8 protein-coding genes are annotated in these 13,269 nt (G+C 33.1%); 7 read left to right on the top strand and 1 reads right to left on the bottom strand.

All coding sequences use genetic code 11. The annotated features are described in order from the left end of the window. Positions 1 to 109 precede the first annotated feature (109 nt). From SLH33_RS01150 to SLH33_RS01140, 3 genes are all read left to right on the top strand, one after another. On the top strand, positions 110 to 2,326 hold the full coding sequence (locus SLH33_RS01150) for a bifunctional (p)ppGpp synthetase/guanosine-3',5'-bis(diphosphate) 3'-pyrophosphohydrolase (protein ID WP_320417223.1): 2,217 nt from the start codon (positions 110 to 112) through the stop codon (positions 2,324 to 2,326). Positions 2,327 to 2,398: 72 nt separating this feature from the next. Then, positions 2,399 to 2,848 carry a transcriptional repressor gene (locus tag SLH33_RS01145; RefSeq protein ID WP_320417222.1) on the top strand — a complete coding sequence of 150 codons (450 nt, stop codon included), beginning with the start codon at positions 2,399 to 2,401 and terminating at the stop codon, positions 2,846 to 2,848. Positions 2,849 to 2,874: 26 nt separating this feature from the next. Further along, entirely contained in the window at positions 2,875 to 4,146 is a 1,272-nt protein-coding gene (locus tag SLH33_RS01140) for an adenylosuccinate synthase (RefSeq protein WP_320417221.1), read from the top strand. Between the two features lie 34 nt (positions 4,147 to 4,180). Here the strand turns inward: SLH33_RS01140 and SLH33_RS01135 are convergent, their stop codons facing one another. Further along, positions 4,181 to 5,611: an aspartate aminotransferase family protein gene (locus SLH33_RS01135; RefSeq protein WP_320417220.1), complete on the bottom strand. Its 1,431-nt coding sequence runs from the start codon at positions 5,609 to 5,611 to the stop codon at positions 4,181 to 4,183. Positions 5,612 to 5,748: 137 nt separating this feature from the next. Between SLH33_RS01135 and SLH33_RS01130 the strand changes: the two genes are divergently transcribed. The 4 genes from SLH33_RS01130 to SLH33_RS01115 all read left to right on the top strand — a co-directional run bounded on the left by SLH33_RS01130 (position 5,749) and on the right by SLH33_RS01115 (position 13,189). Then, positions 5,749 to 7,392: an OstA-like protein gene (locus SLH33_RS01130; RefSeq protein ID WP_320417219.1), complete on the top strand. Its 1,644-nt coding sequence runs from the start codon at positions 5,749 to 5,751 to the stop codon at positions 7,390 to 7,392. Further along, positions 7,392 to 8,585, top strand: a complete 1,194-nt coding sequence (locus SLH33_RS01125; protein WP_320417218.1) for an aspartate aminotransferase family protein — start codon at positions 7,392 to 7,394, stop codon at positions 8,583 to 8,585. The genes SLH33_RS01130 and SLH33_RS01125 overlap by 1 nt, the downstream gene beginning before the upstream one ends. Positions 8,586 to 9,025: 440 nt before the next feature. Then, the gene (locus SLH33_RS01120; protein WP_320417217.1) at positions 9,026 to 10,798 is read left to right on the top strand and encodes an AMP-dependent synthetase/ligase; all 1,773 of its coding nucleotides are present in this window, start codon (positions 9,026 to 9,028) and stop codon (positions 10,796 to 10,798) included. Between the two features lie 720 nt (positions 10,799 to 11,518). Beyond that, the gene (locus SLH33_RS01115) at positions 11,519 to 13,189 is read left to right on the top strand and encodes an RluA family pseudouridine synthase (protein WP_320417216.1); all 1,671 of its coding nucleotides are present in this window, start codon (positions 11,519 to 11,521) and stop codon (positions 13,187 to 13,189) included. The last annotated feature ends 80 nt before the right edge of the window (positions 13,190 to 13,269 follow it).

Genomic DNA, 13,269 nt, shown 5'->3' with positions numbered 1-13,269 from the left:
GAACTGAAAACTTCCCTACTTTCACTCTACAAACAAAAAACTTGTCCAATACAATTCTTTATAGTAACTTCACTTTTACAACTAATTTTAACACAAATCGTTGTTTTACATGGAGTATACGGCAACTATAGAAGAGGAAAACAAAGAAATAGCTAATCGCTATAAAGATTTACTAAAAGGTACGTATCAAACTTTATCAGAAGATGATAAAAAAATGATACGTAAAGCCTTTGATATTGCTGTAGAAGCGCATTCTGAGCAGCGTCGTAAATCCGGAGAACCTTATATTTTTCATCCTATTGCGGTAGCTAAAATCGTAGCTTATGAAATTGGTTTAGGTGCCACCTCTATTGCCGCCGCCCTACTTCATGATGTAGTTGAAGACACTCATTATACTGTAGAAGATATTGAGCGTCTGTTTGGTGAAACAGTAGCACGTATTGTTAGTGGATTGACCAAAATTTCAAAGCTTAAAAAAGAGCAAGATTACTCTATTCAAGCAGAGAATTTTAGAAAAATGTTGCTGACTTTAAATGATGATGTTCGTGTAATCTTAATCAAAATTGCTGATAGATTGCACAATATGCAAACCATGGATGCAATGCCTGATTACAAACAGGTAAAAATAGCATCTGAAACCTTATACATCTATGCCCCGTTAGCACATCGTTTAGGTCTGTATAATATCAAGACTGAACTGGAAGACCTTGGCTTAAAATATACAGAACCCGATGTTTACAATGATATTTTAAACAAAATAAAAGAAAGTAAAGAAGACCAACAAAAGTACATAGACACTTTTAATGCCCGAATTAAAGAAGCATTAGATAAAGAAAACTTTCAATATCAAATTAAAGGTAGGTTTAAGTCCATTTTTTCTATCCGAAGAAAAATGTTAAAACAAAAAGTATCTTTTGATGAAGTGTACGATAAATTTGCCATTAGAATTATTTATCAACCTACCAGCAATGACGAAAAATTTGATGCATGGAAAATCTACTCTATTGTAACAGATTTTTACAAACCTAATCCTGCTCGTTTACGTGATTGGATATCTCAACCTAAATCAACAGGCTATGAAGCTTTACACATTACTGTAATTGGGCCGGAATCTAAATGGGTAGAAGTACAAATTCGTTCGCAACGAATGGATGAAATTGCCGAAAAAGGGTATGCCGCTCACTTTAAATATAAACAAGGAAATGTTCGTGAGAGTGGTTTAGAAGAATGGTTGAATCGATTAAAAGAAACCTTAGAAAATCAAAGTTTAAATGCAGTTGATTTTGTTGAAGATTTTAAATTAAACCTATATGCAAAAGAAATCTACGTTTTTACACCTAAAGGAGATTTAAAATCATTACCTAAAGGAGCTTCTGCTTTAGATTTTGCTTTTGCTGTACATACCGATGTAGGTCTTAAATGTAGAGGCGCAAAAGTAAATGGTAAACTAGTACCTTTAAGTCATGAACTAAAAAGTGGAGATCAAGTAGACGTGTTAACTTCTGCAACTAATAAACCTAATGTTCGTTGGTTAGATTTTGTTATAACTGCTAGAGCTCGTGCTAAAATAAAATCTGCTTTAAAAGCCGAAGAAAAAAACATTGCAGAAGAAGGAAAAGCTATTTTAGCAAGAAAATTGCGTCACTTAAAAATTAATTATAGTGAAAAGGTAGTACATGAAATTGCCAGTTATTTTAATTTAAAAACAAGTTTTGACCTATTTTACAGAATTGGTAACGGCGCTATTGACAATACACAACTAAAAGAATTTGTAAGTCAAAGATCTGGCTCTCTTATGAATTTCTTCAAAAATCCGTTTAAACGAACAGGAGGCAAAGAAATAACTGACAGAGAGGAAGTTACCAACAAATACGATGCGTTAGTTTTTGGTAAGGAAGAAGAGCGCTTAGACTATACTTTAGCTCAATGCTGTAAACCTATTGCTGGTGATGATGTTTTTGGGTTTATTACCATAAATGATGGTATTAAAGTGCATAAAATGAATTGTCCAAACGCTATTTCATTACAATCAAATTATGCGTATCGAATTATTAAAGCAAAATGGATTGATTCTACCAAACAAGAATTTTCAGTTGTATTACACATTTCTGGCGTAGACAATAAAGGAATTGTAAACAATTTAACCCGTGTAATTTCAAATAATATGGATGTGTTTATAAATTCCATAAACATATCAGGTAATGCTGGTATTTTTGACGGTAAACTATCAATTACCATTAAAAACAGAAATCAATTAAACAAATTAATTGATAATATAAAAAAGGTAGATGGAGTTCTTAAAGTAGATCGTGTTAACAGAATGTAAACATCATTTGCCTTTAAAACTTTTTTTATTAATAAATAAGCGTAAATTTGCTTGTCGCAAAAAAAATTTGAAATGAGCAGCTCTGTAGAAAATCAAGAAATAGTAAAAAAAGTATTTACGACTTTTTTAGAAGAAAAGAAACACCGTAAAACACCAGAACGTTACGCTATTCTACAAGAAATTTATGATGCCGAAGAACATTTTGACATAGAATCTCTATATATCAAAATGAAAAATAAAAACTATCGAGTAAGTAGAGCTACTTTATACAATACCATGGATTTATTACTAGAGTGCGGATTGGTACGCAAGCACCAATTTGAAGGGCAATCTATGGCGCGTTATGAAAAAAGCTACTTTGACAAAAACCACGATCATGTAATTTTAACAGATTCTGGTGAAGTAAAAGAATTTTGCGATCCACGAATTCAAATTATCAAAAAAACCATTGAAGAGGTTTTTGATATTGATATTCACAACCACTCACTTTATTTCTACGGAACAAAACGAAACTCAAAATAACACAACAAAACACATAACAACACATAATGGCAGTAGATTTATTACTTGGATTGCAATGGGGTGATGAAGGAAAAGGTAAAATAGTAGATGTTCTTACCAAAAATTACGACATCATTGCTCGCTTTCAAGGAGGTCCAAACGCAGGTCATACTCTAGTTTTTGACGGCAACAAATATGTATTACACACTATTCCATCAGGAATATTTCATAAAACAGCATTAAATGTTGTAGGGAACGGTGTGGTAATAGACCCGGTAATTTTCAAAAAAGAATTAGAAACTCTAGATCAACATAATATACATTATGCTGATAAATTACTAATATCTAGAAAAGCGCATTTAATCTTACCAACACATCGTTTATTAGATGCCGCTTCTGAAACTTCTAAAGGAAAAGCAAAAATTGGTTCTACCTTAAAAGGAATTGGCCCTACTTATATGGACAAAACTGGTAGAAATGGTATGCGTGTGGGAGATTTAGAAATGGATGATTGGAAAGAAAAGTACCGTGCTTTAACTGAAAAACACATCAAAATGTTAAACTTTTTTGATGTACAAATCGACTATGATTTAAAAGAATTAGAAGCAGAATTTTCTAGAGGAATTGAAAAACTAAAAACACTTCAATTTATTGATAGTGAAGAGTTTTTAAACAATGCTATCAAAGAAGGTAAATCAATTTTAGCAGAAGGAGCTCAAGGTTCTTTATTAGATATTGATTTTGGTACTTATCCGTTTGTAACTTCAAGCAACACAACTGCAGCTGGTGCTTGTACTGGTTTAGGAGTTGCACCAAACAGAATAAAAGAAGTGTTCGGTATTTTCAAAGCTTATACTACTCGAGTAGGATCGGGGCCTTTCCCAACAGAATTATTTGATGAAGTTGGAGAAACTATGGGACGTATAGGTAATGAATTTGGAGCAACAACAGGACGTAAACGTCGTTGTGGTTGGTTAGATCTTGTAGCTTTAAAATATGCATGTCAAGTAAACGGAGTTACTCAGTTAATGATGATGAAAGGTGATGTATTATCAGGCTTTGATACTTTAAAAGTTTGTACTGCATATAAGTATAAAGGAGAAATAATTTCACATCTACCATACAATATTGAACCAGAAAATATTGAACCCATTTATACAGAAATAAAAGGTTGGCAAGCAGATTTAACTTCAATGACCGATAAAAAAGATATGCCAGAAAATTTATTAAAGTATATTGATTTTATTGAAAAAGAAACTGAAATTCCTATTACCGTAGTTTCAGTTGGTCCAGATAGAAAACAAACTATTCACAGATAATAAAAAAAGGAGTTCATTTGAACTCCTTTTTTTATTACTTTCCTGCTAAAATATCTTTTCCAAAACGCTCACATTGTTGTAAGGTTTCTAACACATCATCCATAGACGTTTTAGGATTGATCAAGCACATGCGTAATACCACTTGTTTATTCAAAATAGTAGTTACTAAAACCGCTTCTTTTGATTCCATAACTCGTTGTGATATTTGCTGATTGATTGCATCTATTTCTTTTTCGTTCAAATCAGCACCAATTGGGTTGTATCTAAAGTTAATTACAGCCAACGTAGCGGGTGAAATTACTTCCCATTCCCTACTCTCTCTTAAATGTGCTTCTACATTTTCTGTTAGTTGAATATTATAACTTACAGCATCTCTAAACGCTTCTAAACCATAGGTTTTAATAGACATGTAGAATTTTAAAGCACGTAACCTTCTTGTTAATTGAATTCCGTAGTCGTAAAAGTTGATTTCCGACTCATTCCCTTCAATATCACGTAAATACTCAGGTTTTTCACTAAAAGTATTACTCAACCAAGAGGCATCTTTTACTAATAAACAACCTATTTCATAAGGCTGATAAAACCATTTATGTGGGTCTACTGTTAAAGAATCCGCACGTTCAATTCCGCGTAACGCTCTTGATCCTTTTTTAGATAGTATAGCTGCTCCTCCATAGGCTCCATCAACATGAAACCACATATTTTCATCTTCACATATATCTGCTATTTCATGTAATGGATCTACTGTACCTGTATTGGTAGTTCCTGCAGATGCTATAAAACAGAAAGGTTGTAAACCTTCTAATTTATCTTTCGCAATAGCATTTTTAAGTTTATTAATGCCTATTTTAAACTCAAAATCGGTTGGAATGATACGTATTTGTTCTTTTTTAAATCCTAAAACTCTAATAGCTTTTATATTAGAAGAATGCGCTTGATCTGATAAATAAATAACAGCTTTTGAAAAATCATCTCCACATTTTATTCTACGAGCCGTAACCAAGGCAGTTAAGTTTGCCATAGAGCCACCACTGGTAAAAATTCCTCCTCCTTGTTTTACAGGAAAATTGAACATTTTTAACAACCAGTTCATGGTAACAATTTCTAATTCAGCTGCAGCTGCAGAAACAATCCATCCACCAGAAAACACATTAAATCCTGTTGCCAAAGAATCGGCCATAGTACTTATAAAATTGCTTGGTCCTGGTACAAATGAGTAAAATTTTGGATGTGAAGTAACATTACTGTTAGGAATAACGTTTTCCATAACAAAGTCTAACACTTCATTTGCCGGCATTCCGTTTTCTGGTGCTTCTTGTAAAAAAATGGTATCCATTTCTTTACGTGTTGCAGTAGATACCGGTTTTTTGTTTTCTAACGTTGCCCAATGTTCTGCTATTAAATCAACTATCTTATATCCATAGGATTTCATTTCATCCAAGGGTATATCAAAACGACCTTTCATAAAGTTTTTGTGTATTTTAATGCAAAATTAGGCAACTCAAAATCCTTATAAAACTTTATACCTTATTAATTTTATTATAGAGTTAAGAAATTTGGCATGTTCTTTTCACTATTTTTGCTTCATTAAAAACAACAATTTTGAAAAAAGTTTTCTTTTTTATTCTTTGTATAGCAACCACCATAAGTTTTTCTCAAACCAAAAAAATTCAGATACTTTCTTCAGAAATCAGTACTGTAGATGAAGAAAAATATCCGGGAGCTACTATATTAATTGGTAATGTTAAAATTGCACATGAAGGCGCCACTTTAGACTGTAAAAGAGCACTTCTTTACAAAGACAAAAACTTATTTCAAGCTGTGGGAGAAGTGGTTGTTGAGCAAGGAGATTCTATTATTCAATATTCTGATTTTGCTAATTACAATGGTAACACCAAAATTGCAAAGTCTTGGGGAAATGTAGAAGCACATGACAAAGAAATGAAGTTAAGTACAGATACTTTGTATTTTAATAGAGCTCAACAAGTTTTATACTACCCTAATGGAGGTACAATTACTGATAAAAAGAATACTTTAAAGAGTGTTAAAGGAACGTATCATTTAAACGAAAAAAAGTTTTCTGCACAAACCAAAGTAAATGTTGTTAATCCTGATAATCAATTAGATTCTGATCATTTAGACTATTATACAAATACAAATTTGGCGTATTTATACGGTCCATCAACCATTACCAATTTAAAAGATAGCACCAAAATTTATTCAGAAAGAGGGTTTTATGATACAAATACAGACATTTCTTACTTCGTAAAGAATGCAAAACTATACTTGAAAGAAAAAACGATAGAAGCGGATAGTTTGTATTACGACAAACCTAAAGGATTTGCCTCTGCCAACAATAATATAAAAGTGGTTGACACCATTCAAAATATGGTTATAAAAGGAAATTATGCTGAAGTTTTTGAGCATTTAGATTCCCTTTTTATCATTAAAAAACCAGTGGCTATTTCTGTGATGGAAAAAGACTCTTTGTACATGCACGGAGATACCATTTTAGTAACAGGTAAACCCGAAAAACGTGTTGTTAGAACGTTTCATAATGTAAAAATATTCAAATCTAATTTACAAGGTAAGTGTGATTCTATTCACTCTAGTCAAGAAACCGGACTCACACGTATGTACAGAGACCCGATCTTATGGTCAGGAAAAAATCAAATTACAGGAGATAGCATCCAGTTCTTATCCAATAAAAAAACCAATGAATTGGATTCATTAAAAGTATTGAATAATGCATTTATGATTCAAAAAGATTCCTTAGCAGAAGACAATTACAATCAAATCAAAGGAAGAGACATCTTTGGTAAGTTTGAAAATAATGACTTAACTTTTTTAATGGTAAAAGGAAATGCAGAATCGCTTTACTATAACCGAAACGACAAATCTCAACAATTAGAAACCATTACCAAAGAAACAGCCAGTAATATTGAGTTTATACTGAAAAACAATGAAATAACTCAAACAAAATATCTAAAACAATCAGAAGGAAAAACTTATCCTCCATCTGAATTCCCTTCAGATGAAAAAAAATTCAAAGGTTTTGTTTGGAGAGAAGATGAGCAACCAAAAACCATGGAAGACATCTTTAAAAAAGATAAAAATATTGTTAGAAAGCCTCTAAAAAAGAAGTTCGGAGAAGACATTCAAAAAGCTAAAGAAAAATTTACTAAAGAGGCGTTAAAAAAAGGGAAAAACAAACCAAGAGCTGATTTAAATTTAGGCAGAAAATAGTGAAAGAAGATTTTTTAAAATATCAAGGACAAACCACTCCGCATCCATTAGCTATTGAAATTTCACATGCCAACGGGAGTTATATTTATGATACTTCCGGAAAGGAATATTTAGATTTTGTAGCGGGTGTTTCTGCCAATAGTTTAGGGCATAATCATCCTAAAGTAAACAATGCTATTAAAGATCAACTTAGCAAGTATACACACGTAATGGTGTATGGAGAGTTTATTCAGCAACCACAGCTAGAGCTTTGTAAAACGCTGGCTTCTACCCTTCCAGCAAGCTTATCCTCTGTTTACTTAGTAAATTCGGGTACAGAAGCAACGGAAGGAGCTTTAAAGCTTGCCAAAAGATATACTGGAAGAGCAGAAATCATTTCTGGTAAAAATGCATATCACGGGAATACAATGGGATCTATGAGTGTATGTGGAGCAGAACAACAAAACAGCACATTTCGTCCGTTAGTTCCAGGAATCAAATTCATTGAATTCAACAATGAAGAAGATCTAAAAAAAATAACCACTAAAACTGCTGGAGTTATTTTAGAAACCATTCAAGGAGGTGCTGGTTTTATTGAACCCAAAAACGAGTATTTAACTAAGGTTAAACAACGTTGTGATGAAGTTGGCGCTTTGCTAATCTTAGATGAAATTCAAACTGGAATTGGACGTACAGGTACTTTTTGGGGCTTTGAAAATTACAATGTTGTACCCGATATTATCATTACTGGGAAAGGTTTAGGTGGCGGAATGCCAATTGGTGCTTTTATTTCATCTTATGAAATAATGAACACGCTGAAAGAGAATCCTAAATTAGGACATATTACTACTTTTGGTGGACATCCGGTAATTGCAGCAGCAGCATTAGCAACTGTTCAGGAGTTTTTAACCACCAATTTAATGGAAGAAGCTTTACGTAAAGAACAACTTTTAAGAAAGCATCTTACCCATTCAGCTATCAAAGAAATTAGAGGAAGAGGCTTAATGTTAGCTTTAATTATGGAGTCTCCAGAAATAGCAGATAAAGTTATTTTAGAAGCTTTAAACAAAGGATTGATCTTGTTTTGGTTACTATTTGAAAAAAGAGCGGTTAGAATAACTCCACCCCTTACCATTACCGATGAAGAATTAATAAAAGGTTGTGAAACTTTAACAAATATTTTAGACAATATAGCCCCCTCACTTGCGTTATAAGTATGCATAATAGATTGGTTAGGGGATTTATCATTATCTATTGACAGAAAATCGGTTAAATTTATTTTTAGCCGATTTTTTAATTTTATATCTAACTAATAATTAAACTGTTGTTTCATTGTCATTTTTTCCTTCTTTTTATCAAAAAAAAGAATAACATCTTATGTTGAGCAAAACAGCACTAAAACTTTTATAAAAATAAAATTAAAAAGGACTACCTTTCTCTAAAATAAATTCAATTACTTTTAAACAGATTTGAATAAATCTTAACAAAACACACTATTTAATAATAAGAATACTAAAAAAAGGTAAAAAAAATCCTTAATTATAACCCAAATAAGTGTAACCAATAGCATAAATAACAGTAAGTCAAATACTAAGCTATGCTTGTACAAACAACATTATTTTTATAATTTGCATCACGCAAAACAAACGAACATATGGCGATTGAAATTACACGTCTATTTGACTTTCCTTACTACCAATTAGAAAAGTACAATTTAGATAAAGCACTTACCACTAACTATAATGGCGAGTGGAAATCCATCTCTACTAAAGAATACATTGATCAAGCAAACGCAATAAGCCGTGGTTTATTACGACTAGGAGTTCAACCCAATGATAAAATAGCAATTATATCAACCAACAACCGTACAGAATGGAATGTTTGCGATATAGGTATTTTACAAACTGGTGCGCAAAGTGTACCAATTTACCCAACCATTTCTAAAGAAGATTATGAGTATGTTTTAAATCACTCAGAATCTACATATTGTTTTGTTTCTGATGAAACAATTATTGAAAAACTTAACCAAATTAAAGGAAACACGCAATTAAAAGGCGTTTTTACTTTTGATGATATTGTAGGTGAAAAAAGTTGGAATGAAGTTTTAGAGTTAGGTAAAGATGAAAGCAATCAAGCTGAAGTTGAACAACGTAAAGACAACGTAAAAACGGACGATTTAGCAACATTGATTTATACCTCAGGAACAACCGGTAGACCTAAAGGTGTGATGCTATCTCACAAAAATATTGTGTCAAATGTATTAGCAAGTGAAAAACGTGTACCGCTAGAATCTGGGAAATCAAAAGGATTAAGTTTTTTACCTGTGTGTCATATTTTTGAACGCATGATTTTATACTTATATCAATATTGTGGAGTATCTATTTACTTTGCAGAATCTATTGAAAAGCTAAGTGAAAATGCTCAAGAAATAAAACCTAACGTAATGACAGCTGTTCCGCGTTTATATGAAAAAATTTACGATAAGATTTATGCTAAGGGAGCTGAGTTAACAGGTATCAAAAAGAAACTATTTTTCTGGGCTATTGAATTAGGTTTAGCTTATGAACCATACGGCGCCAATGGGTGGTGGTATGAAAAGCAGTTAGGTATAGCTCGTAAATTAATCTTCTCTAAATGGCAAGCAGCCTTAGGCGGAGAATTAAAAATAATGGTATCTGGTAGTGCCGCTTTACAACCTCGTCTAACTCGTGTTTTTGCTGCAGCGGGTATGCCTGTTATGGAAGGTTACGGATTAACAGAAACCTCTCCTGTAGTATCTGTAAATGATGAAAGAAATGGCGGATTTAAAATTGGTACCGTAGGTAGAATTATTGAAGGCGTTGAAGTAAAAATTTCTGACGAAGACGAAATTTTGGTGAAAGGACCAAATGTAATGCTTGGCTATTATAAAGACCCAGAAAAAAGTGCTGAAGTACTTAAAAACGGGTACTTCCATACCGGAGATAAAGGAAAAATTGAAAATGGTTTTTTAAGTATTACCGGACGTATTAAAGAGATGTTTAAAACCTCTGGAGGTAAATATGTAATTCCTACTTTAATTGAAGATCGATTAAAGCAATCTCGTTTTATAGAACAAGTTATGGTAGTAGGTGAAGGTGAAAAAATGCCTACAGCCTTTATCCAACCTAACTTTGAGTTTGTACGTGAATGGGCAAGTCGTCATGATCTTACTGTAAACAATCTTGCTGAAATTGCTAAAAATCCTCAGGTAATTGAACGTATTCAAGAAGAAATTAACGATTGTAATACTCATTTTGGTAAATGGGAACAAATAAAGCGTTTTGAATTAACTCCTGAAGAATGGACCATTGATGGCGGACATTTAACACCAACAATGAAGATGAAACGTAAAGTTATCAAAGAAATTTACAAAGACTTGTACGAAAAAATGTACGATAGAGCTTAAAAATACAAACCGTTGCACTTGCAACGGTTTTTTTTATATGTAACCCAGAGTGTCGTAGAAAGTCGTTTCAACTTCTCTTAATACTTGTCATTCCTGCGAAGACAGGAATCTAAAAGTGAAAACATTAGTTATAACAAGACTTGTTTTGCGAACAGGACGAAGTAATTTCTTTATAAAAAAAAGATTGCTTCATTTTCATTTCGACTACGCTCAATGTCCAATTCGCAATCACTGTAAGCCAAAACCTAAACACTTCAGAGGTTCTCGATACAATTCCAATATATTGGAATCACTCGAACTGATATTAATTATTATCCTAAGCACTATCGAAGGGTACATTCAATTCTCCTAATACTTGTCATTCCTGCAAAGACAGGAATCTAAAAGCAAAAACATTAGTTATAACAAGACTTGTTTTGCGAACAAGACGAAGTAATTTCTTTATAAAAAAAAGATTGCTTCATTTTCATTTCGACTACGCTCAATGTCCAATTCGCAATCACTGTAAGCCAAAACCTAAACACTTCAGAGGTTCTCGATGCAATTTCAATATATTGGAATCACTCGAACTGACAGTAGTTGTTATCCTAAGCGCTATCAAAGAGTTCATTCAATTCTCCTAATACTTGTCATTCCTGCAAAGGCAGGAATCTAAAAGTAAAAGAACCAACATAAAAAACCAATTAAAACCTGTAATTTTGTCCCGTTTAAGGTGTATACATGAAAAAACTTATTGAATTTTCTTCGGATGTTAATGGAATTCCACTTCCTGAAAAATTCAATTATCCGTATAATTATTCTCCTCATCCGTTAGCAACAATAGCTGCGGAGGAACTGCAACACTATTTAGCACATCAAACGGATTTTAAGCATGATTTCGGACTTCAAAACCCAGAAAATCAAGAAGCCTTGGGTAAAATGTTCGGAGTTTTAGTAGTTCAAAATTCTGAAGGCAAATTAGGCTATTTAGCGGCTTTTTCCGGTAAATTAGCTAACAGTACGCAACATGTACATTTTGTACCACCAGTAGCTGATATATTAGCTGAAAACGGATTTTACCTTCAAACAGAGCAGCAACTCAATCAAATCAATGCTCAAATTGAAGAAATTCTTTCTAACAAACAATACATAGCTTCAAAACAGGCTTTTGAAACCCAACAACAAAAGCACCAAAACATCTTACAAACCGAACAAGACAGTATTCAACACAAACGTAAACTCAGACGAAAAGAATACAAACAACTCAAATCTACCCTGTCAGAGGCTGGTTTGGCTATACACCAAGAAAAGATCAACCAACTCAATGTAAATGAGGAATTCTTTTTACGTGAATATGAAGTGTATTTAAACGATAAAATCCGCCCGTTGCAACAACCCTTTGAGCAATTTCAATTGAAGATTGAGGAACTAAAAACGCTTCGCAAACAAGTTTCTTCCAACGTACAGCAACAAATATTTAAAAACTATCAGTTTGTAAATGCCAACGGTAACACTAAAAATTTACTAGATATTTTTAGCAACTCCAATCAAAATATTCCTGCCGGTGCGGGTGATTGTTGCGCGCCCAAATTATTGCAGTACGCTTTTACACACCACCTCACTCCTATTGCTATGGCAGAGTTTTGGTGGGGAAAACCTTTAACCACTTCGGTACGTAAACACCGCTACTTCTACCCTGCTTGTGTAGGTAAATGTAAACCTATTTTAACCCACATGTTACAAGGTTTAAACGTTGAAGAAAATCCGTTGATTGCAGAACTCACAGCACCTAAAGAACTGGAAACTGTATTTGAAGACGAGCATTTACTGATTATAAACAAACCTGCGGAATTTTTAACCGTATCGGGTAACGAAATTGAGGACTCTGTATACAGCCGTATCAAAAAAATGTACCCAAACGCTAGCGGACCTTTGGTAGTGCATAGAATTGACATGTCTACCTCCGGTATTTTACTCATTGCTAAAAACAAAGATATACACAAAGCATTGCAAGAGCAGTTTATAAACCGAACCGTAAAAAAGCGATATGTAGCGGTGTTAGACGGTGTTATTTCACAACCCAAAGGAACTATAAATCTGCCTTTAAAAGTCGATTTTCATAACCGTCCACAGCAAATGGTATGTTTTAAAAACGGTAAACCTTCGGTAACTGAATTTGAAATTATGGAAGTTAAAAACAACCAAACTCGTGTATATTTTTATCCTATTACGGGGCGCACCCATCAACTACGAATGCATGCTGCGCATCCGTTAGGATTAAATACACCTATTGTGGGTGATGATTTGTATGGTACACGTGCCAATCGTTTGCATTTACATGCAGAATACATCTGTTTTACACATCCGGTTTCTCAAAAGAAAATAGCATTTAGGGTGAAAACACCCTTTTAATTTACGGAAAATCACATAGTTAATTGCGGAAAACCACAATATTTCGTTGAGGATTTCTTTTTAAATTTGAGGTAACTAAC

It is taken from the genome of Tenacibaculum sp. IB213877 (assembly GCF_034043975.1).
In the GTDB taxonomy this organism is placed as follows: Bacteria; Bacteroidota; Bacteroidia; order Flavobacteriales; family Flavobacteriaceae; genus Polaribacter.
Note: the sequence above shows the minus strand (reverse complement) of the source record. Positions and strands in the feature narration are given on the sequence as shown.

Coding starts and splice junctions, on each gene's coding strand:
- SLH33_RS01150 (WP_320417223.1), top strand. CDS start 110: ATGGAGTATACGGCAACTATAGAAGAGGAAAACAAAGAAATAGCTAAT.
- SLH33_RS01145 (WP_320417222.1), top strand. CDS start 2,399: ATGAGCAGCTCTGTAGAAAATCAAGAAATAGTAAAAAAAGTATTTACG.
- SLH33_RS01140 (WP_320417221.1), top strand. CDS start 2,875: ATGGCAGTAGATTTATTACTTGGATTGCAATGGGGTGATGAAGGAAAA.
- SLH33_RS01135 (WP_320417220.1), bottom strand. CDS start 5,611: ATGAAAGGTCGTTTTGATATACCCTTGGATGAAATGAAATCCTATGGA.
- SLH33_RS01120 (WP_320417217.1), top strand. CDS start 9,026: ATGGCGATTGAAATTACACGTCTATTTGACTTTCCTTACTACCAATTA.
- SLH33_RS01115 (WP_320417216.1), top strand. CDS start 11,519: ATGAAAAAACTTATTGAATTTTCTTCGGATGTTAATGGAATTCCACTT.